Origin of the sequence: Devosia crocina (genome assembly GCF_900116545.1) — a bacterium.
GTDB lineage: Bacteria > Pseudomonadota > Alphaproteobacteria > Rhizobiales > Devosiaceae > Devosia > Devosia crocina.
In genome coordinates this window covers 418,814-442,512 of the sequence record NZ_FPCK01000002.1, presented here as the reverse complement: position 1 = coordinate 442,512, position 23,699 = coordinate 418,814, and the positions used below count along the sequence as shown (strand labels likewise).

The window sequence follows — 23,699 nt, the reverse complement described above, 5'->3', positions numbered from 1 at the left end:
AAGAATTGGTGGAAGGGCAGTTCACTCGCCTTCTTCGACCACAGCCTCGCCGAATTTGTAAGCGGCCCAGGACGGCAATGTGACGGTCACCGGGGCGCCCTCGACGGTCACGGCCTTCGGGTCGGTGATGCGGTCGAGGCGCAGGATGGCAACGGCGGTGCCGTTGACGACCTGGCCCAGCTTTCCCGCTTCCCGGCCGCCGGCGATAACGGGCGAGCCGGACGAGGCTTCAATCCCCGAGACGATGACGGGGCGGCGGCGGGCGGTGCCGCGATGCTTCATGCGGGAAACGACCTCCTGGCCGACATAGCAGCCTTTGGCGAAGTCGATGCCATCGAGAATGTCCAAGCCGATGTCGTGGGCGAACGCGTCGTTGGCGGGAAAGTCATTGCCCTGGTGCACGATGCCCGCGGCAATGCGGGCGCTCTGGTAGGGCGTGTCGTCTACGGCCCAGCCAGTGCTCGCTTCGACCGGGGCGATGATGCGATAGCCGAGCGCCACGGGGCCGAGACGATCCCGGTGGGCGATCGCCGACGGCTCTGTGGCGAAGCCGACACGGTGGCTGTCGCGCAGATCCTCGATCTCGACCTTGGCCCGCAGCCGATACATGCGCATGCGTTTGTAAAAGTCATCGGCCACGGACTGGTGCACGTCGAGCCAGAGCGCGTCCTCGGCAAACCCGGCAAGACCTTCGGCAAGGATCTTGCCCTGCGGGGAAAGCAAGGCCCAGGCGCTGGCTGTCTCGATGGGGCCATCGGGTATGCGGCCGGTCACGACATCGTTGAGGAGGCGATGCGCATCGGGGCCGGAGAAACGGAAGACGACGCGGTCGGCACGCAAGACATTGGCCATCAGGCACTCCAGAAACAAGGATCCCCGCTTTTGCAGGAATGATCCGGACGGGATGGGCAGGCGGACCCGCTCGCTCTTGGAACCGGGTGCGACAGCCCCCACCGGAGACCGCAGACATGGCGCAGTATGATACGATTTTCAAGAACGCCACGGTGGTCAACCATGACGGGGAGGGCTTGGCCGATATCGCGGTGCGCGGTGGCCGTATCGCCGCCATCGGCACCATCGCCGGTGATGCTGCCCAAGTCGTCGATTGCAAGGGGCTGCATATCCTGCCGGGCGTGATCGACACGCAGGTGCATTTTCGCGAGCCCGGCCTGACGCACAAGGAGATCTCGAACGCGGCTCGCTCGGCGCGGTGATGGGGGTGCCATCGGTGTGTTCAAAATGCCCAACACCAATCCGCTGACGACGAGCCGCGGCGACCAAGGTGTTGATGGGCGCGTCCACCGGCTCGCTGCCGGGCCGCTTTGCAGGTCCAGGTCGGCCGGACGAGCAGGCGCTGCCAGACATCACCCATCGTGAGGAAAGAGTAGAACGTCCTCGTCAGCCGGAAACGGCTCGTAGGGACAGCGACCAAAAATCGCATCCCGCGTGGCAGTGGTCTGCACCGTCGTCAGGCGCTCGATGGTTTCGCCGGCGGCAGTCTGATAATTGAAGTAGAAGTGCCGGTCGCAATACCGGCGGCCTTCTATGGGCCTGCGACAGGACAGGTAGGCGCTGCTGTTGACCCGATCCTGGCTGATAAAGCAATCAAACCCGTTCGCCTGCAAGATCGTCTGCTGCTCGGTGAGTGGCAGGGCGGGATCGACATAGGCAGCGAAAAGATCATTCAGGTCTGGCCGACGCTCGTCTGGGTCGAAGCGCTCAACAAGAGCCTGCGCGAGTGGACCGGCTGCGCGTGGCTCCTCATGGACCCAATAAAAGTATCCGCCTGCCACACCGGCAGAGATCAAGAGCGCTAACCCACCTCCGGCCAACCTGCGCAAGTTCATGACACCCCCTTTAAACCATTTATGGTTTGACGCTTACGGGATCACGGACCTTGGCGTCGCCGCCTACTCAATCCGAGCTGGGTTCACCGGACTATTGTCGCCACATCATTCGGCGTGTTGATTTCCACCGAGAAGTGACCCTGGCCGCCGCGCAGCGGCGAATGTCGGGTTCAGGTGGCTCGCTCGAGGTTTCCTGTAGCCGCAATGGAGTCGTGAACGGTCCTACCCCAAGCCTAGCTTGAGGCTACTGCAGCACGCGATCGAGATTATATTCGCCGGTGCGGATGCGGTCGGGGAGTTGGGCGATCAGGTCCGCGGTGGCTTCATCGCCATGCAGATTGACGAAGGTGGCAAGGGCCGCAAAGAGGGCAGCATGAGCCAGGGCGGCTTTTTCGAGGCCATCTTCTTCAGCGCTGTTCCAGGCTTCGGCAAGATATTCGAGGGCGATCTGCCGCTCGACCTGTCCCTGATCCGAAGGGCCGCGTCCAAGAGTTGGCGAAAAGATAGACTTGGTGGTGCTCATAAGACGTCCGTTAGCACGCACCGAAGGGGTTTGGCGCGGCAGAAGTAACCCGAAGGTTAACGGGAAGTACGCAATTGCAGAAATCGCGGACAAAGCCTATTCGGCAAACCGCGTATGTATGGAGCGAGCCAATTGCAGTGCTTCCCCCAGGAGGCGCGTCAGCGCTTCACGCGAGGCGGGCGTGCAATGGGTGTGCATGCGGGCATAGCCGGTGTAGCCGGTGTTGAAGGCCCCGGCGAGGCGCTGGCGGCGGTCTTCCTCGGGCTCGTCGAGCGCGATGAGCTCGGACATCTGCGCGCGCCAATCCTCGGAACCGGTTTTGCACAGGGGCTGAAGATAATAGAGGCTGCCCATGACCTCGGCGAGCCGCTCCATCTGCCGCTGATAGGGCGGATCTATGGCAAGGGCCGGGGTGGCAAGCAGCATGAGGGCGAAAAGGAGCGGCAGGCGAGGGGTCATGCGATCACCTTACCAAGTTTGTCCCAGAACCTTGAAGCACTCGCGGATCACATCATCTAGGCGGGACGTGGTGCGCAGCGCGATCAGCGTGCCGGGATCGATCCATTTGTGGTCGAGGACTTCGCTCGATGGCTTGACCGTGCCGACATAGTCGGTGGTGGTATAAACAGCGAGCCGGTAGGTGCCGTCGCGCCCGAGCGATTGGGTGACGACATGGCGCGGATTGCGCACCGTCAGGCCGAGTTCTTCCTGCACCTCGCGAATGGCGCATTGCTCGATGGTTTCGTTCGGCTCCATGCGGCCGCCCGGAAAGGTCCACAGATTCTGATAGGGCGCCAGCGCGCGCTTGATCAGCAGGATCTTGCCGTGGCGTATGATGCCGACGCTGGCGGCGTTGGGAAGATCGGTCATGGCCCGGACGGTTTGCGATTCGCTTGCCGACACATTACCTCGACAGAGGTAAAGGAGACACGTCATGTGTGGACGCTATGCGGCGACGCTGCCGCCGGAAATGATGGTCGAGCTCTTTCGCCTTCTCAAGGGGCTCGACATGGTGCCGCGCTACAATATCGCGCCGACCCAGCCGATCGCGGCGATCTGGGAAGAAGGCGGGCGGCGCGAAGGGCATTTCGCGCGCTGGGGATTGGTCCCGCGCTGGGTCAAGGATCCGCGCGAATTTCCGCTCCTTGTCAATGCACGGGCCGAAACCATGCGCGAAAAGGCGGCGTTTCGCGATCCGCTCAAGCATGGGCGGTGCGTCGTGCCGGCAAGCGGATATTACGAATGGCACACGGGGCCGGACAAGAAAAAGCAGCCTTATTACTTCACGCGCGCCGATGGTCGGCCCATGGCGCTGGCAGGCCTTTATGCCACCTGGAGCGGACCGGAAGGGGAGGAGATCGACAGCGTTGCAACCATCACAGTTGCGGCCAATCAACAGCTGTCGGTGATCCATGACCGGATGCCGGCGATTCTGATGGACGAGCGGCAGATCGACGCCTGGCTCAATGTGCGGGAGGTGCGGGCTGAGGAGGCAGCGCAGATGACGCTGCCGCTCGAGGATGGGGTGTTGCGGTTTCACCCGGTGTCGACGCGCGTCAATTCGGCGCGGGACGATGATCCGGGGTTGATCGAGGCGGTGACGGTGGAAAAGCCCGAGCCGGTGGTGGCCAAGCCCAAAAAGGTCGCGGGCGGCGGTGGGCAGATGGATTTGTTCTAGGTCCCCCTCATCCGGCGCTGTGCGCCACCTTCTCCCCGAGAGGGAGAAGAACAAGAGGGGGCCACCATTCCTCTCCCGCTTGGGGAGAGGGTGGATCGGGCTCAGCCCGAGACGGGTGAGGGGGTTCTTACATGATCCCGAAATAACCCAATGCATCGCCCATCGCGTCTTCCTCCCAGCCGAGGTGAGAGAGCAGCACGCGTTCGAGGGCTTGATAGAGGTCTCGCGCGGTTTCGAAGTGAGGCTCGCTGGGGTCTGCGGCGAGCGTTCCGAGGGCAGCGACGAGGCGTTCCAGCAATTCGTGGATAACGACGTGCTCGGCCCCGAGCCGTTCGGCGATTGCCTGAAATTGTGGGCCTTGGGCGGCAAGTACGGGGAAGAGGTGATAGTCTTCGATCGAATGGTGCTGGTGGACGATGGCGCAATGCCGGCCGCAAAGATTGCCGAAGCGCCGGTAGTTGGCGATCATCGCCATGTCAGCGGTTTCGGCCGTGATTTCTTCGGCGCTGGCCTGGCCGTGCCGGGCGCGTTGCAGGAGGCTGCCGAGCGTCTTCATGTTGTCGCGCAGATGATCGTGGATCATGCGCAGGTGATCGCCGGCCGCGCGCTGGGCCGGGGTCAGGCCTTCGAGCCGGGGGATGGGTGGACGCGTCGCGTCGTCGAGAAAGCTGATGTCGAGAAGCATGGATGAGAGATGGGCTCTGGGCACCTCCGGCGCAAGAACGCACACGGGGGTGACTGGGGCACATGCCGAATTCGAGAGGATCAGGCCAGCATCTTGCCTGGGTTCAAAATCCCGTTGGGATCGAGCGCGGTCTTGATCGCGCGCATCATGTCGAGGGCGACCGGGTCTTTTACCTGCCTGAGGAGATCGACCTTGAGCTGGCCGATGCCGTGTTCGGCCGAGACGGAACCGCCGAGCCTGAGTACGACATCGTAGATCGCGGTGTGGATCGCCTCGTCATATCGAGCCATGAAACTCCTGGCGTCGGCGCCCGGTGGCTGGGAGAAATTGAAGTGGATATTGCCATCCCCCATGTGCCCGAACGGCACGGGACGGATACCGGGGGACAGCCGCTCGGCAGCGGCGCTGCCTTCGGCTATGAGGCGCGGAATGGCGGCGATGGGCACGGATACGTCATGCTTGATCGATGCCCCTTCCTTGGACTGGCACTCGCTCATCTGTTCGCGGAACGCCCACATGCGCGTGCGATCGGCGAGGCTTTCGGCGATCACGGCATCGCTCGCAAGCCCTCCTTCCAACGCGGTTTCGAGCGCCTGCTGCAAGGCGCCGGGAGCGGTGCCGGCCATGCGCGTCAGCTCGATCAGCGCATACCAGGGCGAGGGGCTGGCGGTGGGATCGGCATCGAGCATGCCATGGCGGAGCTGGAACTCGAGGCCTATGGCGGGGATGAGCTCGAAGGCGTTGAGGCGGCTGCCGGCGCGCTGGCGCATGAACTGGAACAGCTCGAGTGCAGCCTCGGGAGAGGCGACATTGACGAGAGCCGTTTCGTGATCCTCGGGCAGGGGGAAGATTTTAAGGCTGGCCGCTGTGATGATGGCGAGCGTGCCTTCGGCCCCGACAAGGAGGTCTTTGAGGTCGTAGCCGGTATTGTCCTTCTTGAGGGCATTGAGCCCTCGATAAAGCCGGCCATCGGCAAGCACGGCCTCGACGCCCATGGTCAGTTCGCGCGCATTGCCATAGGCGAGGACATTAACGCCACCGGCATTGGACGACAGAACGCCGCCGATACGGGCCGAGCCCTGCGAAGCAAGCCAGAGCGGGAACATGGCGCCTTGCGCTTCGGCTGCACGATGGGCGTTTTCAAGGATGACGCCGGCCTCAGCCGTCATCACTCCGGCTGCGGTGTCGATGGCGCGGATACGATCAAATCGGGAAAGGCTGACGATGACTTCGGTGCCGGTCAGCGGCACCTGTGCGCCCACAAGGCCGGTATTGCCGCCTTGAGGAATGAGGCCGACGCGGTTCTCGTTGGCCCAGCGCACGATCGCTTGCAGCGTTTCGACCCCGGCGGGCAGGACGACGGCGGCAGCGGTCTGGTGAAAGCGCTTTCGAGGCTCGTTGAGATAGGCGCCCATGCGGGAAGTGTCTGCGATCACGGCCTCGCTGCCGGCAATGGCGGCAAGGGCGGAGACGGCTTCGGCGGCGGAAAGCGGCATGATTAACCCCGGAAACTGCTGGCGGAACAAGGCTTGCAACTTGCCCGTGCTGGCCTGCATGTGCCACAAGCGAGCAAACGACTCCAGACAAGGAAAAGCAGAAATGTCCACTGGATTGATGGCAGGCAAGCGCGGTCTGATCATGGGCCTGGCGAACAACCGCTCGATCGCCTGGGGCATTGCCAAGCAGTTGCACGCACAGGGCGCCGAGCTCGCCTTCTCCTATCAGGGCGAAGCGCTCAAGCGCCGCGTCGAACCGCTGGCGGCCGAAGTCGGCTCCGATTTTCTCGTTGAATGCGACGTGTCCAACGAAGCGGCGATGGACGAAACCTTTGCCCAGATCAAGGACAAGTGGGGGAGCCTCGACTTCGTCGTGCACGCCATCGGCTTTTCCAACAAGGAAGAGCTTGAGGGGCGCTATATCGAAACGAGCCGCGATAATTTCGCGCTGACCATGGATATCTCGGTTTATTCGTTTACCGCTGTTGCCAAGCGCGCCGAGCCGCTGATGAACCCGGGCGGGGCGCTTCTGACCCTGACCTATTATGGCGCCGTCAAATATGTGCCGAACTACAATGTCATGGGCGTTGCCAAGGCCGCGCTCGAAGCATCGGTGCGCTATCTCGCCGTCGATCTTGGCAAGAAAGGCATTCGCGTCAATGCCATCTCGGCCGGTGCCATCAAGACGCTCGCCGCATCCGGCATTTCGGGCCTGAGGGACATGCTGCACTGGCAGGAGGCCAATTCGGCCCTGCGCAAGAATGTCGATATCGACGATGTCGGCGGCGCTGCGACTTATCTCCTGTCCGATCTGGCAGCAGGGGTTTCCGGCGAGATCCACTATGTCGATGCCGGGTTCAATGTCGTGGGCATGAAATTGCTCGACGATGCGACCGAAGCTGGCGAATAACGCCCGTCCTGCACCGATTCTGCAAAAGGCCGCGCCGGACGGCGCGTGAGTGACCATGACGACCCCTGATTGGCCGGACTTCTACTTCGCCCGACACGGCGAAACCGACTGGAATGCCGAACATCGCTATCAGGGGAGCAGGGACATTCCGCTCAATAAGCGGGGCCAGAAGCAGGCAGACGCCAATGGCGTTCTGCTTCGGCGATTGCTGGAAGAAAACGGGACGAACCCGGCGAGCCTGAACTGGTTCGCTTCGCCCCTCAGCCGTGCGGCGGAAACCATGGACCGCATGCGCGCGGCTTTCGACATCGATCTGCCGCCTGTGATCCATGATCCGCGGCTGATCGAGATCTCCTTCGGCGAATTCGAAGGCCGGCTGCATGCCGAAATCTCGCGCGAAAACGCGGCGCTCGCACCCGGCGAACGCAACGAGAGCTACTGGCATTTTCGTCCCAAGGGGGGCGAGAACTACGACGACGTAGCCGGGCGCCTGCTCGATTTCGCCCGTGAGCTGACCCACCATGCAGTCGTGGTCGCCCATGGCGGCGTGCTGCGCGTGCTCTGGCACCTCGTTGAAGGTACGCCGCGGCAAAGAGTGATAAATTGGCCGCCGCCGCAGGGCGTCATTGCCCATTTCGTCGACCGGAAGATGAGCCTGCATGCGGCAGAGAACATCTGGGACGAAGCGGCCCAATAGCGGGCGGAGTTGTTGCGGGCGCGGTTCGGGCTTATGTTGCAGACATGAGCCGCCAAGAGGAGGCGCCCGTGAACGAGATCAAGACCATCAAAGCCGCCGTAGTCGAGATCAAGCATACCGAGGACGGCCGGCAGACTTTTCAGCTGCCCGAGGGATTTAAACTCCCGAAGGGCAAGCTCCTGGTGCAGCAGGATGGCGATCGATTGACGTTCGAGCCGGTCAAGCGCAGGCTCACGCTCGAAGAAGCGCTCGCGCAGATGGTGCCGCTTTGCGAGGAGGAATGGCCCGATATCGACGACAGCGATCTCGGACCGCTGCGAGATATTGAGCTTTGAGCCTTCTCAAGGCGATGCTGGACACCAATATCGCTTCGGCTCTAGTCAAGGAACCGCACTCGGGACCGGTCAGGGATAAACTCTTCGCTTATGGCACCGACCGTGTTTGCATTAGCATCGTTACAGCGTCGGAGCTGCGGTTTGGGCTCGAAAAAAATCCTTCGGTCAAACTCGCCACCAATCTCGATCTGATCCTCAACGCCATTGACATCGTGCCATTCGACGCGCCGGCGGACGAGCACTATGCTTCGATACGCTGGGCGCTTTCGCGCACGGGGCGCGTCATCGGACCGAACGACCTGTTTATCGCCGCACATGCGAGGGCGCTCGATCTTGTGCTTGTGACGGCCAATGTGCGCGAATTTTCCCGCGTGCCCGGTCTGGCTGTCGAGAACTGGCTCGATTGACCTCAGGGGCCGGCCTGCCTAGAACACAGCCAATCAAGGGACCAGGCCATGTCTTTCAATACGTTCGGGCATCTATTCCGTATCACCACCTGGGGCGAGAGCCATGGGCCGGCGCTGGGCGTGGTGGTGGATGGTTGTCCGCCGGGCATCACCCTGACCCCCGAGATCATCCAGCGCGACCTTGATCGCCGCAAGCCGGGGCAATCCAAGTTCACGACGCAGCGCCGCGAGGACGATGCGGTAAAGATCCTTTCCGGCGTGTTCGAGGACGAGCGCACAGGCGGCCCCCGCACGACCGGCACGCCGATTTCGCTCATGATCGAAAACACCGATCAGCGCTCCAAGGACTATGGCGATATCCGCGATAAGTATCGGCCGGGCCACGCCGATTTCACCTATGACCAGAAATACGGCATCCGCGACTATCGCGGCGGCGGGCGCACCTCGGCGCGCGAAACGGCTGCCCGCGTGGCGGCAGGCGCGGTGGCGCGGCAGGTGCTCGAAGGCGTGACGATCAGGGCGAGTTTAGTGCAGGTCGGGCCGCACAAGATCGACTATGTCAATTTCGACTGGAGCCAAGTGGACCAGAACCCCTTCTTCTGCGCTGACGCCAAGGCAGCCGCGTTTTGGGCTGACTATCTCGACGGCATTCGAAGGGACGGCAATTCTGTCGGCGCTGTCATCGAGGTTGTCGCCGAAGGCGTGCCGGCGGGCTGGGGCGCGCCGATCTATGGGAAATTGAGCGCGGACCTTGCCTCGGCCATGATGAGCATCAATGCAGTCAAGGCCGTCGAGATCGGCGATGGCTTCGATGCTGCGGCGCTGACGGGTGTTGAAAATGCCGACCAGATGCGCGCGGGCGAGGGCGGCCCCCATTTCCTCTCAAACCATGCCGGTGGCATCCTGGGCGGGATTTCCAATGGCGACCCTATCGTGTGCCGCTTTGCGGTGAAGCCGACCTCTTCCATCATCACGCCGCGCCAGACGGTGACAACGGCTAACGAGGATGCGGACATCGTCACAAAGGGGCGCCATGATCCATGCGTCGGCATTCGCGCCGTACCGGTGGGCGAGGCCATGATGGCGCTCGTGCTCGCCGATCACATGCTGCGCCATCGCGGCCAGACCGGGCGGAACGGCGCGGTGGGTTTCGAGCGGAACTGAGATCAATCCGGATGGGTGGGGTCAGGGAAGGGCGAGCCGCGTACCGAACAGGCCGCGCTTGACAACGAGTTCTCCCCGCCTTTCGAGAAATTCGATATGGGCCATCATGGTCATCCGGGCTGCGAGGCGGATTTTGGCGGGCTGGCTTGGATAGACCGACCGGACTAGGGCGCCGAGCGTTTTGGTGCCAGTGCGTACCGCATCTAGCACTTGTTGATTGCGCATCTGGCGGTGTGCTTTGAGCATCCGGGCTTGTCGGGGACCATCGGCGATCGGAGCGCCGTGAGCTGGATGATAGGTGCGGTAGGGCAGGGCCATGACCTTGTCGAGCGAGGCAAAATAGTCCGCCATCGCGCCATCGGGCACCGAGACAAGGGTCGAGTTCCAGCCCATGACGTGGTCTCCCGACAGCAGCATGCCGGCATCGGTGAGGCCGAAGGCGAGATGATTGGCGCAGTGGCCCGGGGTTGCATGGACGCTGAGCGTGAGATCGCCTGCAACAATGGTTTGGCCATCCACCAGGGTCCGATCGGGCACAAGGCTCCAGTCGCAGGAGCGCTTAATCGGATTGACCTCGAAACGCCGCAGCGGGCGCGACAGGCGATGCGGACCACCGAACCAGAGCGGAACCCGGTAGTGACGCGCGAGACGGGCGGCGCTGGCGCTATGATCGCGATGGGTATGGGTGAGAAGGATCGCCGAGACCGGGCGGCCCGCGCGGACTTTTTCGATAGCTGAAAGATGCGATTCGTCCTCAGGCCCTGGATCGAGGATGGCGATGGTCTGGGTTCCAAGCAGGAATGTGTTGGTGCCGGTGAAGGTATAGGGCGAGGTATTGGGCGCGGTGATGCGCGCGAGACCTGGGGCGAGATCGACGCGCTCGCCGGGAACGGGACGGAAGTCCGTGTCAAATGTGGGGGTAGATTGCGCGGCCATTGCTTCGACATTCGTGACAGACTAGAAAGTGGCGATCGAATGCGGACGCTGATGCAGCGCCTCCGTACGACCTGCAGGAAAGGTATGAAATGGCTGTCACTTTGACCACGCCCAATACGCTGCTCGGCATGTTCCAGCCCAAATCGGATGCTGCCAAGCTGGCGACCAATCTCGTGACCGTCGTGCTGGGCACGCTGGTGATCACCATGGCCGCCAAGATCAACGTGCCGGTCTGGCCGATTGCGGTGACCCTGCAGAGCCTTGCTGTTGCGGGTCTTGCAGCTGCTTTCGGCGCGCGTATCGGCGTTGCCACTGTTGCCCTTTATCTGCTGGAAGGTGCGGCCGGGCTTCCGGTTTTCGCAACCGGCGGTGGCTTGCCTTACCTGATCGGTCCGAGCGGCGGGTTCCTTTTCGGTTTCCTTTTCATGGCAGCGATCATCGGCTATGCGGCCGATCGCGGCGCTTCGGCCAAGCCGCTGACCCTTTTCGGCGCAATGCTGGTGGGCGAAGTTGCCCTTCTCGCGCTCGGCTTTAGCTGGTTGCTGCTGCTCTCGGGCCATGCCCAGTGGATCGACCAGACCAATGTTCTGGCTTCGGCCTGGGCCGGTGCGGTTCAGCCCTTCCTCGTCTGGGATGTGCTCAAGATGGCGCTCGCCGCTCTTACCGTCACCGGTGGCTGGGCCATGCTTCGCAAGCGCTGAGCGCCTGACGAATAAAGTTTAAAAGGGCTGACTTTCGGGTCAGCCCTTTCTCATGCGGCGAGCTTTTTCAGGAAGGCCAGGGTCGCGCGCTCGTCTTCATCGAGCCCTTCGATGGGGCGCAGGCGGTTGGAGCGGATCAGTGTGCCCGCCTGCCAGTTTTCGAACACAGCCGGATGGATATAGCTCTGCCGGCACACGGCGCGGGTATTGCCCAGACGGTTGGCCACCACATCGACGATGCCGGTCAGGAGTTTGGTCTGTGCCCTCTGGCTTTCGGGAATCGGTTGTCCGGCCAGCAGCCCAAATGCGCGCACTGTGCCGGCCCAGGTCCGAAAGTGCTTGGAACTGTAGCCGGGCCCGGCAAAGCCAGCGATATAGTCGTTGACGTCGCGTGAGCTGATGGCGTGATAACCGGTCTCGTCCTCGTACTGGAAAAGATCCTGTCCCGGCAGGTCCTGCAAGGATTTGACGATGCGCGCCATGCGGCGGTCGACGAGCTGCAGGTTCCAGTCCTTGCCGGACTTGCCCTTGAACTTGAAACGGATGCTCTGGCCGTTGATGGCGACATGGCGATTGCGCAGTGTCGTGAGCCCAAAACTCTTGTTTTCCCGGGCGTAGGTGGGATTGCCGACGCGGATGAGGCTGTTGTCGAGCAGCCAGACGACGGATGCGGCGACCCGATCGAGGCTCAACCCGCGCCGGCGCAGGTCCTCGTCCACCTGGTTGCGCAAGGCGGGTAGAGCGGTAGCGAAACTGACAAGGCCATCGAACTTGGTGCTGGCGCGATGGGTGGTCCAATCGGGGTGATAACGATATTGCTTGCGCCCGCGCTCGTCCCGGCCAGTGGCCTGGATATGGCCATTGCAATCCTTGCAGATCCAGACTTGGCTCCAAGCCGGCGGGATAGCGAGGGCATTTATTTCGGCCCGGCGCTCGGGCGCGGGCGATTGGCCCTCGCTGTCGAAATAGGAATAGGATTTGCCCCGGCGGCGGCGTTGCCAGCCCGGTTCATGGTCGGACGAAAATATGAGGCCGGACGCGCCGATCATCTCGTCTGCGCGCATTCTGTCCCAGCAAGGCCTGACCACGAACATGAGTGCCTCCTCGATGTTCGCCCCAATGATCTGCCGGGGCTGCCGGTTCCGCTCTCGCGAACCAGTGATGCGCATGTGATGATCTGACGGCATGGGACGAGGCCATGACAAGGCTTTGCACAACCTGCTTGCCTCTGTTGCGCGCTCCAAGCAAACCGTGTAGGAACCGCGCTAGTTGGGGTGTCGCCAAGTGGTAAGGCACCGGTTTTTGGTACCGGCATTCCTAGGTTCGAATCCTAGCACCCCAGCCAGATTTCCCGCTTCGCTGCTCGCGCGTGACTGGCCCTTGAGGCAGAGGCTGGCTCATACTTTACGCAGCAGCGTCACGCTCTCTTGCGCGTGCCGGTTGGGCGTAGAGGCTGGGCGGCATGCCGACGAAACGGGAAAAGGCGACGCTGAAGGCGCTGGCCGAGCCATAGCCGACGCGCTGGGCAATCTCCTTGATCCCACCGTCGCGACGGCGCAGCATGTCCTTTGCGAGTGCCATGCGCCAGGACAGCAAATATTCCATCGGCGCCATTCCGGTCTTCTTCTGGAATCTTTCAAAGAACACCGAACGGGAAAGCCCCGCCATGGACGCCAGCTCTTCGACGCTGAGGACGCGCGAGGGTGCTTCATGCATCAGCCGAATTGCGGGACCCAGATGCCGGTCCGCAAGGCCGCGCAGAAGCCCCGGCGTATCCAGGCACGCTGCCCCTGAACGCATGGCCTCGATCAGCAGCAATTGCAGCAATCGCTCCAGCACCACCTGCTTGGCAGGACGCATGGCCTGAGCCTCGCTGCGGATCATCTGAACCAAATGTGTAAGCCGGGGTTGTCCGCGCACAAGCAGAAGGCAGGGCAGCAGAGCGAAAACCAGCGTCGGATCGGGGGATTCGAATGCCAGCCGGCCAACGAGCACGCGCATATTGGGCAGGCCCAGGGGGTCGCCGTGGCGCGTTTCGTCCCCGATCCTGGTGACCCGCAGCGGGTCGGCACCATCATCGGGCACATCGTCCGTGCTTGCCATGTTGAACCGGTCGGCAGCTGGAATCAGAATGAAGTCGTTTTCTTCGAGAATGACGTCGGGTTCGCCATTGATCGAGAGCCTGGCCGAGCCTTCAAGGATAACTGCGAAGAAAGGACTGCCATCGCCCGCGCCATCGACGCGCCAATGGCCGGACCCGCTCGCCGTCTTGGAAAAGGGTAAACTCGGCTGCAATAGGGAAACGATCTCTGCCAAGGGGTCGCTCATTCGGACGATCTCTAATGCATTCAGGATGAACCATTATAGCGCGTCTGGATCACCTGGTCCACATTGCCCATGTTGGATCACGAAAGGACTTCAGGCATGAATACTGTGCTCATCACTGGCTGCTCATCCGGCTTCGGCCTCGACACCGCCAAATATTTCCTCGCGCAGGGCTGGAAGGTCATCGCCACCATGCGTACGCCGCAGCCGGACCTTTTTCCGGCATCCGATCGGCTGACCGTGCTGCCGCTCGATGTGACCGACGACCAGAGCGTGCGAGCCGCTGTCGAGGCCGCCGGTCCCATCGATGTGCTTGTCAACAATGCAGGAATCGGCTGGCTAAATGCGCTCGAGGGAACACCCATCGACATGACCCGCGCGATTTTTGAAACCAACACGATCGGCACCATCCGGATGGTCCAGGCCGTGCTGCCGCAGTTCCGCGCGCGCAGGGCTGGTCTTATCATCAACGTGACTTCAAGCGTGACGATGAAGCCGCTGCCGCTGCTCTCAGTCTATTCCGCGAGCAAGGCTGCGGTGAATGCCTTTACTGAGTCGCTGGCCCTCGAACTCGAATCCTGGGGCATTGCCGTCCGGATCGTGCTGCCTGGTGCTGCGCCCGGAACAAGCTTCGGCAGCACGGCTCTGTCGCGCCTTGAGGAGAATGGCGGATTTCCCGAAGCGTATGGCGAATATGCCGGTGGGGTGATTGCTGCGATGCGGCAGCCCGGCGGTCTCAGGACGACATCAGGAGACGTTGCCGAAGCCGTCTGGCGCATCGCCAATGATCCATCCTCGGTATCTATGCAAACCCCGGCAGGAGCCGACGCAGTAGCATTGGCGAGCTGAGCCGGATACCTGATGGCGCGCCGGAATTCCGGCGCGCAGGCGGAAAGAAACTGCTCCGAAACAGAGCGCGTTGAGAACTGTAACCGGCAGCTGGCTAGTTCAGAAAATGCGTTTCAGCTGGGTTTGTATCGTCTTTCGAGCCAGTCTCAATTGAAACGCCCGTGCGGATGGGAAAGCCACGCTGAAGGGAGTTGCTGACGGTGGAGGTCTCGACAGCGCGGCGGATGAGTTCGCCCGTGTCGGCATGTGGATCGGTGGCTGTGGCCTGGACCTTGACGATTGCCGCTGTGGCAAGGCCAGGGGAGCCGTCGAAGGTCAGGTCCACATCGACCGCGACGGATGACAGCGCAATACCCATGCCGTGGGCGACATAGTGCAGGTCGTTGCAAAGGCATCCGCCGATGGCAAGAGCCAGCAACTCGCCGCCATTGAAGCCCAGGCCTTGCCCACCTGCCTTGCCGGCGGGGCGATCGACAACCACCGTGTGGGCGCCGGCATGGCCGATGGTGGCCTGCGTCTGGGGAAGGGTGCGGAGGCGAACAGACATGGTGGACATGGCTTTGCTCCTCGATGGGACCGGCAAATTCTACCACTCGCCGAAGTCGCATTAAAAGCTTTTGATCAGGATCAGGAGATCGTGGAGCTTCGGGCGTCGGCTGGCGTTGGTTTCCGAACCACGAGGAAACCATGAACGATAACGAGCAGAGATTTACGGGCAAGTGGCTGCAGGATGGAGACCGGCGCGGAAGCGAATTCAGCCACGATGCTGCCGAATTCGACAATGACGAAACCACGATGCGGTTTGTGACGGTCGAGCAGGACGGTCAGCAGGTCAGCGTCTGGGCGCCGGCGGACTGGACAGACGATCAGGTGCGGGAGGCGCTCACCACCAACTGGTGACGGGCGGGCAGAGCGGCCTGCCTCCGTGCCGCCCCGTTACCTGGGCGGTACCGGAATGTCGAAGTGCAGGATCTCCTCGCGCTGCCCTAAGGCGGTGTAGAGGGCGATGGCCGGTTCGTCGCCGTAATCGGCCTGGACATAGATGACCCAGGTGCCGCGGGTTGCCGCCAGGTTCTGGAGATTTTCGATCAAGGCGCGGGCGACCCCCTGGCGACGGTGTGGCGCGGAAACGGCCAGATCGTAGATGTAGATTTCGGAGCGGGCCTGTTCGAACTTCTTAAGTTCATAGGCGACGAGGCCGCCGATAACGCTGCCATCACGAAGTGCTGCGAGAGCGAAGACGCTGTCCTTGCCCAGGAGACGCGAGAGGTAGTTATCGTCGGGCGGTGCGGAGGCGTAGCTTGCCGAGTCCTCGAAGACGCAAGCAAAAAGCGCGTTCAGCTCGCGCATCGTGGCGAGATCATGGGGGGCGAGGCGCCGGATATCGTGTGCCACCGCTGCTCTCCTCAAGGCTTGGGGCGCCATGAGGGTAGGCTGAGCGTAGCGGCCCTTCAAGAGGGTGATCGTCCCCTAGCGGCCAGCAATCGCGTCGGCGAGGCGCTGGCCGGAGCCAAGGGCGAGGGTGAACCCCAGGGCGCCGTGGCCAACATTGAGCATGAGATTGTCGAGCCTTGTGGCGCCGATGATCGGCTGGCCCGTGGGGGTGGCGGGGCGCAGGCCGGCCCAAAGGGTTGCATTTTGCCAGTCGGCCGCACCGGGAAAATCGGTTTTAGCGTCGGCGATCAGCTTGCCGGTGCGGCGCGTATCGATGTCGAGCGTGTCGCCCACGATATCGGCGGCCCCGGCAAGGCGCAGGGTTTCGCCGAGGCGCGCGATAACGATCTTGCGGGCTGCGTCGGTGACACTGACGCGGGGGGCGGCGCCGGCGTCGATGACGGGAGCGGACAGCGAATAACCCTTGATCGGATAAAGCGGGAGATCGAGGTCGATCTGCCGGCCCAGAGTGCGCGATGTCAGGCCCGCTGCAAGAACGTAAAGATCGGCCTCTTGGGGGCCGGCGGTCGTTTCAAGGTGCCGGATGCGGCTGCCGTCCCGAACAAAGCCGGTTACTCTCGTGCCATAGATGAAGCGCGCGGGCTCTGGTGCCTCGCGCATCAGCCGTTCGAGTTCGCGGCACATCAGGAAGGCGTCGGCGGTTTCATCATTGGGCGCAAAGATGCCGCCGATCAGCCGATGAGCGATCGCGCCGAGCGCGGGCTCCAACGCCAGGCACGCGTCGCGCTCGAGAATGCGCTTGTCGGTGCCGCTGGCGAGTTGCTGCTCGCTGTGGTGGCGGGCTGAAGCAAAACTCTGCTCCGAACTGTAAACGACGAGCTTGCCGCTGGCGCTCCAATCGAAATGGGCCGCCATCAGTTCGGGCGAGGCGTGGAGAATCTGACGGCTGAGATCGGCAAGGGCGCCGAGCCGGTCTATGGTTTCGCTCGCCTGACGTGCCGTGCAGGCGGCGAGGAACTGGAGAAGCCAGCGATACTGAAACAGATCGAAACCGGGCCGGAACTGCACCGGCGAGTGCGGGTCGGTCAGCAGCTTCGGCAACTGTTTCCAGACGCTTGGATCGGCCAGGGGCGCCACATAGGAATAGCTCAGCTGAGCGCCATTGGCATAGCTCGTGCCATGGCCGCTGCCGGAAGCCTCATCGATCACCGTCACCGCATGGCCTGCCTTTTGCAGGCGCCACGCGGTAGCCAGTCCGATAATGCCCGCGCCGATAACAATAATTCTCATGAGGGTGGCCCCTTTACTGCAGCACGAGGGCAGTACGCGTTGCGCTTCCCAAAGGCAAATGTCGATAATGCAAGGAGATGGTTGCCCTTTGAAATTTTCTTCTCCTTAATAGTGCTTTCTCGTGTCGGTCTTGCTCGTCCCTGGGGGCGATCGACTTGAACGCGAGGTTTGGGAAACGGAAGGAAACGCAATGAACAAAACGCTTCTCGGGCTGCTGTCCGCCACGATTCTGGCGAGCGCAGGTGCAGCGCAGGCCCAGGATCAATTCGTCACCATTGGCACGGGCGGGGTGACGGGCGTCTACTATCCGGTTGGAGGCGCCATTTGCCGCCTGATGAATCAGACCCGCGCCGAGCACGGCTTCCGCTGTTCGGTCGAATCGACTGCCGCTTCGGTTTACAACGTCAACGCCATCGGAACCGGTGAGCTGACCTTCGGCGTGACCCAGACCGACGTCATGTCCTATGCCGTCAATGGCGAGCAGGATTTTGCCGATGCCGGTCCGCAGGAAAACCTGCGCGCCGTGTTCTCGCTCCATCCCGAGCCCTTCACGCTCGTGGCACGCGCCGATGCCGGCATCGAAAGCTTCGCTGATCTCGCCGGCAAGCGCGTCAACGTTGGCGCACCCGGTTCGGGCACCCAGACCTCGATCGACATCATTCTCGATGGCATGGACATGAGCCGCTCGGACTTCGCCCTCGTTTCCGAACTGCGTCCGGACGAGCATGGCCCGGCTCTGTGCGACAACCAGATCGATGCCTTCTTCTACGGCGTCGGCCACCCCTCAGCCAACATCGCCGATCCCACCACCACATGCGGCGCCCAGATCGTTCCGATCACCGGTGAAGCAATCGACGCGATCATCGCCGAGCGTCCGTTCTACGCCACCGCGACCATTCCGGGCGGCACCTATGCCAACAACGAAGCCGATGTGGAAACCTTCGGCGTTCTCGCAGCTCTGGCCGTCGGCGCCGATACGCCGGACGAAGCGGTCTATGCCCTGGTCAGCGCTGTGTTCGAGAACTTCGACGCATTCAAGTCGCTGCACCCGGCTCTTGCCAATCTCAGCCCCGAGAACATGATCGTCGATGGCCTCGAAGCCCCGCTCCATCCGGGTGCCGAGAAGTACTACAACGAGCAGGGTTGGCTCTAACCGAGTCCTGACGCATTCTGAGGGCGGCCCGTCATTCTGGCGGGCCGCTCGTTCGTCCTCCAGCCGGTAAACGCGCCATGACCTCCGACAGCCAGCCCATCGAACTCAAAGAAAATGCCGATCTGGAATCGGCTGCCAAGATGGTGGCGGAAGCCGATATGGGTGGGCGGCAACCGGACGGACGCATCTCGCGCTGGCTGTTGCTGCTGGTGCCGCTCTGCTGGAGCCTGTTTCAGCTCTGGTATGCTTCGCCCTTTCCCTATTCGCTTGGCTTCGGCGTTTTCAATGCCAGCGAGGCGCGCGCCATCCATCTCGCCTTTGCGCTGGTGCTGGTGTTTACCGCTTACCCCGCACTCAAATCTTCGCCGCGCAACAAGATTCCCCTTCAGGACTGGGTGTTTGCCATCCTTGCCGCGGGATGTTCGCTCTATCTCTTCGTTTTCCAGGCCGAGCTTGCACGCCGCCCCGGCCTGCCGACCACGATGGATATCGTCGTTGGCGTGGCCGGCGTCCTCTTCCTGCTTGAAGCGGCGCGCCGCTCGCTGGGCCTGGCGCTGCCGATCGTTGCGAGCCTTTTTCTCGCCTATGCGTTTTTCGGGCCCTACATGCCCGATCTATTTGCCCACCGCGGCGCGTCTATCCCGCGGGCTGCAACGCAATATTGGCTGACCACGGAAGGCGTATTCGGCGTGGCGCTGGGGGTTTCCACCTCCTTTGTGTTTCTGTTCGTGCTGTTCGGCTCGCTGCTCGAAAAGGCTGGGGCCGGCAACTATTTCATTCAGGTGGCCTTTGCGCTGCTCGGCCATTTCCGCGGCGGGCCGGCCAAGGCTGCCGTGCTCGGTTCGGGCGCGACGGGATTGATCTCCGGGTCTTCCGTGGCCAATGTGGTGACGACGGGCACCTTCACCATCCCGCTGATGAAACGGGTCGGCTATTCGCCGGTCAAAGCAGGCGCCATCGAGGTTTCAGCCTCGGTCAACGGCCAGATCATGCCGCCGGTGATGGGCGCCGCCGCCTTTCTGATCGCTGAATATGTGGGCATTTCCTATAGCCAGGTGGTCCAGCACGCCATCATACCGGCGCTGCTGACCTATATCTCGCTGTTCTATGTGGTCGACATCGAAGCGCGCAAAGCCAATCTCAAGGGCTTGCCGCGTGAAACGCACCGCTCGCCGCTGATGAGCGCGGCGCTGCTCGGCATGACCGCTGCAGGCTTCGTGATCTTCTGTTGGCTGGTTGGGATCGGTCTGGGCTGGACACGCGAAGTGTTCGGCGCGGGCGCGAGCTGGGCTGCGGGCCTAGGTGCCCTGGCCATCTACATCGTCTCGCTCGGTATCCGCTCGCGCTTTCCCGATCTCGAGCTTGATGATCCCAACAATCCCCATGTGGTTCTGCCCGACACCGCCAAGGTGGCGCCGACCGGCATTCACTATCTGATGCCCGTCTTTATCCTCGTCTGGTGCCTGATGGTGGAAGAACTTTCTCCCGGGCTTTCCGCCTTTTACGGGACAATGGCGCTGATCTTCCTCGTGATTACGCAGAAGCCGCTGATCGCGCTGTTCCGTGGGGCAGGCGACGTGGCAGCCCGCCTGCGGGAGGGGTTCGACGATCTCGTCGACGGGCTGGCGACCGGAGCGCGCAACATGATCGGCATCGCCATCGCGACGGGCGCGGCGGGCATCATCGTGGGTACCGTGTCGCTGACCGGTATCGGCCTTGTGCTCACCGAGATCGTGATCGCGATTTCCGCTGGGAACCTCATTATCATGCTGCTGCTGACGGCGCTGATCTGCATGATTTTGGGACTAGGGATGCCGACGACGGCCAATTACGTCGTGGTCGCGACCCTGATCGCGCCGGTTATCGTCGATGTTGCAACGCTCAACGGGGTGGCCGTGGCGCTGGTGGCGGTGCACCTTTACGTCTTTTACTTCGGCCTGATGGCGGACGTGACGCCACCGGTGGGGCTCGCCTCCTTTGCCGCCTCCGCAATCAGCCGGGCCGACCCGGTCAAGACCGGCGTCCAGGCGTTCCGCTACGAGATGCGCACCGCCATCCTGCCGCTGCTGTTTATCTTCAACCACCAATTGCTGATGATCGGCATCGGTAGCTGGGTGCAGCTGGTGCTGGTGGTGGGTGCGGCGCTGATCGGCATGCTGATTTTCGTGTCGGTGACCCAGCAGATATTTGTGACCCGCAGCCGGATCTGGGAATCGGCGATGTTGCTGCTTGCCGCCGCCATGCTGTTCCAGCCGGGATGGTTCATGGACAAGGTCGTGCCCGAATATATGGGCGTGCCCGGAAGCGAGGTGATCGAAAGGGCCGAGCAGGTGCCCGAGGATGGTTTCCTGCGCGTCGAGGTGACGGGTACCGATATCATCACTGGCGTCGAGGAAACCCGCGTCATGCGCCTGCCCATGGGCGAGCCGGGACCTGGCGCCGAGCGACTTGCGGCAGTGGGCATGCAGATCGTGCCCTTTGGTGGAGAAGTGCAGGTGCTGGGTGCCGGCTTCGGCAGCCAGGCGGAGCGCCTCGGCATCCGTCCGGGCCAGACCATCAGCCGCGTCTTCGTGCAGAACCCATCGAGCCCGGCCAATGAGCTTGTTTATATTCCGGCCCTGCTGCTGATCGGGTTTGTCGGCCTTCTGCAATGGCGCCGCCGGAGCTGGGACCAGCCCGGCATCCCCAAAACGCAGGCAAAGCCCGCCTGAGGGCGGGCGTGAAGCGCAGCCTGCCATGTTGGGTCGATATGGCGGGCAGGCGCCCGCCCTAGGTGGTGAGAGAAACAATGTGCGTGTTTCCAAGCTTGGGAGCACTCAAGCGAGAAGCGGACGATGCCGGTACGGCCGACGGCACCGGGTGTTCCCCTTGACGAGGGTGCATGTCGATAGTGAGCCGGTCGTCGCGGGAGGCTGATGGGGGAGGCGGAGGACGCGACTCTTCGGCACACTGGACAGCCAAGGCAGTGTTGCGCAGCGCATTCCGGAGTTAGAGGTCTCTACAGCCGCCCTGCTATCGCTGCAACCCCACCACCTGGTTTCTCCCCTTGGCCTTGGCTTGGTAAAGGTTCTCATCGGCAAGGCGGAGCATTTCGGAAAAGCTCTGCAGGACCGGATCGCCCTTATGGACGCCGAAGCTGGCGGTGATGGTGATGGTGTCGTTGCCGAGGCGGGGCCTCCAGGCTTCAATGGCGCTGCGAATGCGCTCGGCGGCCTTGAGGCCGAAATCGTCGCTGTCATCTGTGGAAACGACGCAGAATTCCTCGCCTCCGATGCGGGCAATAAGGTCATAGGGCCGCAATTGCCGCTGCGTTGCTTCAGCGATGATCATCAGCACTTCATCGCCCGCCGCATGGCCATAGCGATCGTTGATCTCCTTGAAGCGGTCGAGGTCGAAGGCAATGACCCACACCCACTGACTGCGCCGGGCAGCGCGGTTGATCTCGATCGAGACGGCATTCTGGAGCCAGCGGCGGTTCCCGAGGCCCGTCAGCGGATCGCTATTGGCCTGGCGCCTGAGGACGCTCAGCGACTTTTCCTGTGAGCGGACGAGATCGAGAATCTTGTCGGCAAGCCGCTTGACGCCGTCGGTTCCCTTGACATCGACAAAGGGTTCGATGCCCTCGGTCTGATAACGGTCCATGGCGCTGACGAGGCGATCGATGGGGCTGACCAGCTGGAAAACGGCGAGATAGGAGAGCACTGCGCCAAGGAGTGTGGCGAGCAGCGCAACGACAAGGATCGGCACCGGGTCCGCAGGGCGGCCAAGCCCGAGATAAAACATAAGGGCGATCAGCGGCAGGTGAATGGCGAGGAAGCAGATGATGAAGACCTTGGCTACAAGGGAGCCTTTGACCGCTTCAACAACACCACGCATGAGCTGCTTCCTATGCCAAGAGAAAGGCGCGACGTTGCCACCGTCGCGTTAGGGCCGGCCTGCCACTAACGATAAAATTTGAACTTTCCGTTGCTGCATGCGTCAAGGGCGACCGATGCTGAAATAGCGAAGGCCCGCGGCTTCAGCCTCCTTGCGGCGATAGACATTGCGCAGGTCGATCAAGGTATTGCCGGCCATAAGGCTTCGAAGAAGGGCGAGATCCAGGCCACGGAATTCGTTCCACTCGGTGACGAGGGCAACGGCATCGCTCCCTCTGGCAACATCGTAGGCGTCTTCGGCATAGGTGATGCCCTCGACCTGCTGGCGGGCCATGTCCATGCCCGCAGGATCGAAGGCCCTGATCCGGGCGCCCGCGGCTTGGAGAGCTTCGATGATGACGAGGGAAGGAGCCTCGCGCATGTCATCGGTGTTGGGCTTGAAGGTGAGGCCGAGAATGCCAATGGTCTTGCCGCCAACAGCGCCGCCCATGGCTGCGATGATCTTTTCGGCCATAGCGCGCTTGCGGTTCTCGTTGACGGATAGGGTGGTTTCGACAAGGCGCTGCGGCGCGCCGTGATCATGGCCGATTCTCGCTAGCGCCAATGTATCCTTGGGGAAACAGGAGCCGCCATAGCCCGGCCCGGCATTGAGGAATTTGGCACCGATACGATTGTCGAGCCCGATGCCGCGGGCAACATCCTGCACATTGGCGCCGGTACGCTCGCACAGGTCGGCCATCTCGTTGATGAAGGTGATCTTCATGGCCAGAAAGCTGTTGCCGGCATATTTGATGAGTTCGGCGGTGCGGCGGCCGGTGAACATCAGGGGGGAGTGGTTGAGATAGAGCGGGCGATAGACCTCGGTCATGACATCGCGGGCGCGCTCGTCCTCGAGCCCCACGACAATGCGGTCGGGGCGCTTGAAATCCTCGATGGCTGCGCCCTCGCGCAAGAACTCGGGATTGGAAACCACGACGGCATCGGCAGATGGATTGGCCTCGCGCATGATCTGCTCGACGCTATCGCCCGTGCCGACGGGAACGGTGGATTTGATTGCAACGACGGTGAAGCCCTCGATATGGCGGGCGATCTCCTGGGCGGCAGCATGAACGAAGGTCAGGTCGGCATGCCCGTCGCCGCGCCGCGAGGGGGTGCCAACGGCAATGAACACCACATCGGCTGCAGCAACGGCGGCGGGGAGGCGGGTCGTGAAGGTGAGGCGACCGGCGCGGGCGTTATCGGCAACGAGCTGGTCAAGGCCCGGCTCGTAGATCGGGATCGCGCCCGCGTTGAGCGCTTCGATCTTTCCGCTATCGCTATCGACGCAAGTCACCGTGTGTCCGAAATCGGCAAGGCAAGCGCCGCTCACCAGCCCCACATATCCGCTGCCGACCATTGTGATGCGCATGATTTTGCCCCGCTCCGCTGGCCTT

General features: G+C 62.4%; 26 protein-coding genes, 1 tRNA gene and 2 pseudogenes. 14 read left to right on the top strand and 15 right to left on the bottom strand.

Features of this window, described 5'->3' with window-relative positions:
* Positions 1-21 precede the first annotated feature (21 nt).
* Positions 22-852 (bottom strand): CAF17-like 4Fe-4S cluster assembly/insertion protein YgfZ, encoded by an 831-nt coding sequence (gene ygfZ, locus BM364_RS11755; RefSeq protein WP_092424787.1) that lies wholly within the window; start codon positions 850-852, stop codon positions 22-24.
* 116 nt (positions 853-968) lie between these two features.
* On the opposite strand from ygfZ, the pseudogene BM364_RS18230 reads away from it, so the two are divergent.
* Positions 969-1,269, top strand: a pseudogene (locus tag BM364_RS18230) (dihydroorotase); the annotation flags it as partial.
* 95 nt (positions 1,270-1,364) lie between these two features.
* Here BM364_RS18230 and BM364_RS11745 read toward each other — a convergent pair.
* From BM364_RS11745 to BM364_RS11730, 4 genes are all read right to left on the bottom strand, one after another.
* Positions 1,365-1,847 (bottom strand): hypothetical protein, encoded by a 483-nt coding sequence (locus BM364_RS11745; RefSeq protein WP_139232578.1) that lies wholly within the window; start codon positions 1,845-1,847, stop codon positions 1,365-1,367.
* A 244-nt stretch (positions 1,848-2,091) separates the two neighbouring features.
* On the bottom strand, positions 2,092-2,370 hold the full coding sequence (locus BM364_RS11740) for a hypothetical protein (protein ID WP_092424781.1): 279 nt from the start codon (positions 2,368-2,370) through the stop codon (positions 2,092-2,094).
* Positions 2,371-2,466: 96 nt separating this feature from the next.
* Complete coding sequence (locus tag BM364_RS11735) at positions 2,467-2,829, bottom strand: TIGR02301 family protein (protein WP_092424779.1); 363 nt, start codon at positions 2,827-2,829, stop codon at positions 2,467-2,469.
* A gap of 9 nt (positions 2,830-2,838) precedes the next feature.
* Entirely contained in the window at positions 2,839-3,240 is a 402-nt protein-coding gene (locus tag BM364_RS11730; protein ID WP_175528580.1) for an NUDIX hydrolase, read from the bottom strand.
* Positions 3,241-3,304: 64 nt separating this feature from the next.
* Between BM364_RS11730 and BM364_RS11725 the strand changes: the two genes are divergently transcribed.
* Positions 3,305-4,048, top strand: a complete 744-nt coding sequence (locus tag BM364_RS11725; protein WP_092424775.1) for an SOS response-associated peptidase — start codon at positions 3,305-3,307, stop codon at positions 4,046-4,048.
* Positions 4,049-4,175: 127 nt separating this feature from the next.
* Here the strand turns inward: BM364_RS11725 and BM364_RS11720 are convergent, their stop codons facing one another.
* Both BM364_RS11720 and BM364_RS11715 read right to left on the bottom strand, forming a co-directional pair.
* Positions 4,176-4,733 (bottom strand): hemerythrin domain-containing protein, encoded by a 558-nt coding sequence (locus BM364_RS11720; RefSeq protein WP_092424773.1) that lies wholly within the window; start codon positions 4,731-4,733, stop codon positions 4,176-4,178.
* 80 nt (positions 4,734-4,813) lie between these two features.
* Positions 4,814-6,229 (bottom strand): FAD-binding oxidoreductase, encoded by a 1,416-nt coding sequence (locus BM364_RS11715; RefSeq protein WP_092425335.1) that lies wholly within the window; start codon positions 6,227-6,229, stop codon positions 4,814-4,816.
* A 103-nt stretch (positions 6,230-6,332) separates the two neighbouring features.
* On the opposite strand from BM364_RS11715, the gene BM364_RS11710 reads away from it, so the two are divergent.
* The 5 genes from BM364_RS11710 to aroC all read left to right on the top strand — a co-directional run bounded on the left by BM364_RS11710 (position 6,333) and on the right by aroC (position 9,742).
* Positions 6,333-7,139, top strand: a complete 807-nt coding sequence (locus tag BM364_RS11710) for an enoyl-ACP reductase FabI (RefSeq protein WP_092424771.1) — start codon at positions 6,333-6,335, stop codon at positions 7,137-7,139.
* Positions 7,140-7,194: 55 nt separating this feature from the next.
* Positions 7,195-7,836: a histidine phosphatase family protein gene (locus BM364_RS11705; RefSeq protein ID WP_092424769.1), complete on the top strand. Its 642-nt coding sequence runs from the start codon at positions 7,195-7,197 to the stop codon at positions 7,834-7,836.
* 68 nt (positions 7,837-7,904) lie between these two features.
* Positions 7,905-8,171, top strand: a complete 267-nt coding sequence (locus BM364_RS11700; protein WP_139232577.1) for an AbrB/MazE/SpoVT family DNA-binding domain-containing protein — start codon at positions 7,905-7,907, stop codon at positions 8,169-8,171.
* Between the two features lie 14 nt (positions 8,172-8,185).
* Positions 8,186-8,578 (top strand): type II toxin-antitoxin system VapC family toxin, encoded by a 393-nt coding sequence (locus BM364_RS11695; protein WP_425284892.1) that lies wholly within the window; start codon positions 8,186-8,188, stop codon positions 8,576-8,578.
* Positions 8,579-8,626: 48 nt separating this feature from the next.
* Positions 8,627-9,742 carry a chorismate synthase gene (gene aroC, locus BM364_RS11690; protein WP_092424763.1) on the top strand — a complete coding sequence of 372 codons (1,116 nt, stop codon included), beginning with the start codon at positions 8,627-8,629 and terminating at the stop codon, positions 9,740-9,742.
* 21 nt (positions 9,743-9,763) lie between these two features.
* Here the strand turns inward: aroC and BM364_RS11685 are convergent, their stop codons facing one another.
* Complete coding sequence (locus BM364_RS11685; RefSeq protein ID WP_092424761.1) at positions 9,764-10,678, bottom strand: MBL fold metallo-hydrolase; 915 nt, start codon at positions 10,676-10,678, stop codon at positions 9,764-9,766.
* Positions 10,679-10,767: 89 nt separating this feature from the next.
* Between BM364_RS11685 and BM364_RS11680 the strand changes: the two genes are divergently transcribed.
* Positions 10,768-11,379, top strand: coding sequence for a biotin transporter BioY (locus BM364_RS11680; protein ID WP_092424760.1), 612 nt, complete (start codon positions 10,768-10,770; stop codon positions 11,377-11,379).
* Positions 11,380-11,429: 50 nt separating this feature from the next.
* Here the strand turns inward: BM364_RS11680 and BM364_RS11675 are convergent, their stop codons facing one another.
* Positions 11,430-12,473 carry a DNA topoisomerase IB gene (locus BM364_RS11675; RefSeq protein ID WP_244542855.1) on the bottom strand — a complete coding sequence of 348 codons (1,044 nt, stop codon included), beginning with the start codon at positions 12,471-12,473 and terminating at the stop codon, positions 11,430-11,432.
* Positions 12,474-12,649: 176 nt separating this feature from the next.
* Here BM364_RS11675 and BM364_RS11670 point away from each other — a divergent pair.
* Positions 12,650-12,724 (top strand) — tRNA-Gln (locus BM364_RS11670).
* 59 nt (positions 12,725-12,783) lie between these two features.
* Here BM364_RS11670 and BM364_RS11665 read toward each other — a convergent pair.
* Positions 12,784-13,707: an AraC family transcriptional regulator gene (locus tag BM364_RS11665; RefSeq protein ID WP_092424758.1), complete on the bottom strand. Its 924-nt coding sequence runs from the start codon at positions 13,705-13,707 to the stop codon at positions 12,784-12,786.
* 96 nt (positions 13,708-13,803) lie between these two features.
* On the opposite strand from BM364_RS11665, the gene BM364_RS11660 reads away from it, so the two are divergent.
* Positions 13,804-14,553 (top strand): SDR family oxidoreductase, encoded by a 750-nt coding sequence (locus BM364_RS11660; RefSeq protein ID WP_092424756.1) that lies wholly within the window; start codon positions 13,804-13,806, stop codon positions 14,551-14,553.
* Between the two features lie 94 nt (positions 14,554-14,647).
* Here BM364_RS11660 and BM364_RS11655 read toward each other — a convergent pair whose 3' ends face one another.
* The gene (locus tag BM364_RS11655) at positions 14,648-15,109 is read right to left on the bottom strand and encodes an OsmC family protein (protein ID WP_092424754.1); all 462 of its coding nucleotides are present in this window, start codon (positions 15,107-15,109) and stop codon (positions 14,648-14,650) included.
* A 131-nt stretch (positions 15,110-15,240) separates the two neighbouring features.
* Here BM364_RS11655 and BM364_RS11650 point away from each other — a divergent pair, with 131 nt between their 5' ends.
* The gene (locus tag BM364_RS11650) at positions 15,241-15,453 is read left to right on the top strand and encodes a hypothetical protein (protein WP_092424752.1); all 213 of its coding nucleotides are present in this window, start codon (positions 15,241-15,243) and stop codon (positions 15,451-15,453) included.
* A 36-nt stretch (positions 15,454-15,489) separates the two neighbouring features.
* Here the strand turns inward: BM364_RS11650 and BM364_RS11645 are convergent, their stop codons facing one another.
* Both BM364_RS11645 and BM364_RS11640 read right to left on the bottom strand, forming a co-directional pair.
* Positions 15,490-15,978, bottom strand: coding sequence for an AAC(3)-I family aminoglycoside N-acetyltransferase (locus tag BM364_RS11645; protein ID WP_092424750.1), 489 nt, complete (start codon positions 15,976-15,978; stop codon positions 15,490-15,492).
* A 45-nt stretch (positions 15,979-16,023) separates the two neighbouring features.
* Positions 16,024-17,238, bottom strand: coding sequence for a D-amino acid dehydrogenase (locus BM364_RS11640; protein ID WP_092424748.1), 1,215 nt, complete (start codon positions 17,236-17,238; stop codon positions 16,024-16,026).
* A 190-nt stretch (positions 17,239-17,428) separates the two neighbouring features.
* Here BM364_RS11640 and BM364_RS11635 point away from each other — a divergent pair, with 190 nt between their 5' ends.
* Together BM364_RS11635 and BM364_RS11630 are read left to right on the top strand one after the other, a co-directional pair.
* Positions 17,429-18,391: a TAXI family TRAP transporter solute-binding subunit gene (locus BM364_RS11635; RefSeq protein WP_092424746.1), complete on the top strand. Its 963-nt coding sequence runs from the start codon at positions 17,429-17,431 to the stop codon at positions 18,389-18,391.
* A 158-nt stretch (positions 18,392-18,549) separates the two neighbouring features.
* Positions 18,550-21,102, top strand: a complete 2,553-nt coding sequence (locus BM364_RS11630) for a TRAP transporter permease (RefSeq protein WP_483088807.1) — start codon at positions 18,550-18,552, stop codon at positions 21,100-21,102.
* A gap of 301 nt (positions 21,103-21,403) precedes the next feature.
* Here the strand turns inward: BM364_RS11630 and BM364_RS11625 are convergent, their stop codons facing one another.
* A complete protein-coding gene (locus BM364_RS11625; RefSeq protein WP_092424742.1) occupies positions 21,404-22,267 on the bottom strand; it encodes a GGDEF domain-containing protein in 864 nt (287 codons plus the stop codon).
* 53 nt (positions 22,268-22,320) lie between these two features.
* On the opposite strand from BM364_RS11625, the pseudogene BM364_RS18920 reads away from it, so the two are divergent.
* Positions 22,321-22,389: pseudogene (locus tag BM364_RS18920) on the top strand (hypothetical protein); the annotation flags it as partial.
* Here the strand turns inward: BM364_RS18920 and BM364_RS11620 are convergent.
* Complete coding sequence (locus BM364_RS11620) at positions 22,370-23,674, bottom strand: UDP-glucose dehydrogenase family protein (RefSeq protein WP_092424740.1); 1,305 nt, start codon at positions 23,672-23,674, stop codon at positions 22,370-22,372. The pseudogene BM364_RS18920 and the gene BM364_RS11620 overlap by 20 nt on opposite strands.
* Positions 23,675-23,699 lie beyond the last annotated feature (25 nt).

Bases quoted from the DNA above. Each gene is read 5' to 3' on its own strand.
- BM364_RS11710 (WP_092424771.1), top strand. From the start codon at position 6,333: ATGTCCACTGGATTGATGGCAGGCAAGCGCGGTCTGATCATGGGCCTG.
- BM364_RS11745 (WP_139232578.1), bottom strand. From the start codon at position 1,847: ATGAACTTGCGCAGGTTGGCCGGAGGTGGGTTAGCGCTCTTGATCTCT.
- BM364_RS11640 (WP_092424748.1), bottom strand. From the start codon at position 17,238: ATGAGAATTATTGTTATCGGCGCGGGCATTATCGGACTGGCTACCGCG.
- BM364_RS11735 (WP_092424779.1), bottom strand. From the start codon at position 2,829: ATGACCCCTCGCCTGCCGCTCCTTTTCGCCCTCATGCTGCTTGCCACC.
- BM364_RS11635 (WP_092424746.1), top strand. From the start codon at position 17,429: ATGAACAAAACGCTTCTCGGGCTGCTGTCCGCCACGATTCTGGCGAGC.
- BM364_RS11630 (WP_483088807.1), top strand. From the start codon at position 18,550: ATGGGTGGGCGGCAACCGGACGGACGCATCTCGCGCTGGCTGTTGCTG.
- BM364_RS11655 (WP_092424754.1), bottom strand. From the start codon at position 15,109: ATGTCCACCATGTCTGTTCGCCTCCGCACCCTTCCCCAGACGCAGGCC.
- BM364_RS11660 (WP_092424756.1), top strand. From the start codon at position 13,804: ATGAATACTGTGCTCATCACTGGCTGCTCATCCGGCTTCGGCCTCGAC.
- BM364_RS11730 (WP_175528580.1), bottom strand. From the start codon at position 3,240: ATGACCGATCTTCCCAACGCCGCCAGCGTCGGCATCATACGCCACGGC.
- BM364_RS11620 (WP_092424740.1), bottom strand. From the start codon at position 23,674: ATGCGCATCACAATGGTCGGCAGCGGATATGTGGGGCTGGTGAGCGGC.
- BM364_RS11695 (WP_425284892.1), top strand. From the start codon at position 8,186: ATGCTGGACACCAATATCGCTTCGGCTCTAGTCAAGGAACCGCACTCG.
- ygfZ (WP_092424787.1), bottom strand. From the start codon at position 852: ATGGCCAATGTCTTGCGTGCCGACCGCGTCGTCTTCCGTTTCTCCGGC.
- BM364_RS11680 (WP_092424760.1), top strand. From the start codon at position 10,768: ATGGCTGTCACTTTGACCACGCCCAATACGCTGCTCGGCATGTTCCAG.
- BM364_RS11715 (WP_092425335.1), bottom strand. From the start codon at position 6,229: ATGCCGCTTTCCGCCGCCGAAGCCGTCTCCGCCCTTGCCGCCATTGCC.
- BM364_RS11675 (WP_244542855.1), bottom strand. From the start codon at position 12,473: ATGTTCGTGGTCAGGCCTTGCTGGGACAGAATGCGCGCAGACGAGATG.
- BM364_RS11650 (WP_092424752.1), top strand. From the start codon at position 15,241: ATGAACGATAACGAGCAGAGATTTACGGGCAAGTGGCTGCAGGATGGA.
- BM364_RS11720 (WP_092424773.1), bottom strand. From the start codon at position 4,733: ATGCTTCTCGACATCAGCTTTCTCGACGACGCGACGCGTCCACCCATC.
- BM364_RS11740 (WP_092424781.1), bottom strand. From the start codon at position 2,370: ATGAGCACCACCAAGTCTATCTTTTCGCCAACTCTTGGACGCGGCCCT.
- BM364_RS11665 (WP_092424758.1), bottom strand. From the start codon at position 13,707: ATGAGCGACCCCTTGGCAGAGATCGTTTCCCTATTGCAGCCGAGTTTA.
- BM364_RS11685 (WP_092424761.1), bottom strand. From the start codon at position 10,678: ATGGCCGCGCAATCTACCCCCACATTTGACACGGACTTCCGTCCCGTT.
- BM364_RS11705 (WP_092424769.1), top strand. From the start codon at position 7,195: ATGACGACCCCTGATTGGCCGGACTTCTACTTCGCCCGACACGGCGAA.
- aroC (WP_092424763.1), top strand. From the start codon at position 8,627: ATGTCTTTCAATACGTTCGGGCATCTATTCCGTATCACCACCTGGGGC.
- BM364_RS11645 (WP_092424750.1), bottom strand. From the start codon at position 15,978: ATGGCGCCCCAAGCCTTGAGGAGAGCAGCGGTGGCACACGATATCCGG.
- BM364_RS11725 (WP_092424775.1), top strand. From the start codon at position 3,305: ATGTGTGGACGCTATGCGGCGACGCTGCCGCCGGAAATGATGGTCGAG.
- BM364_RS11625 (WP_092424742.1), bottom strand. From the start codon at position 22,267: ATGCGTGGTGTTGTTGAAGCGGTCAAAGGCTCCCTTGTAGCCAAGGTC.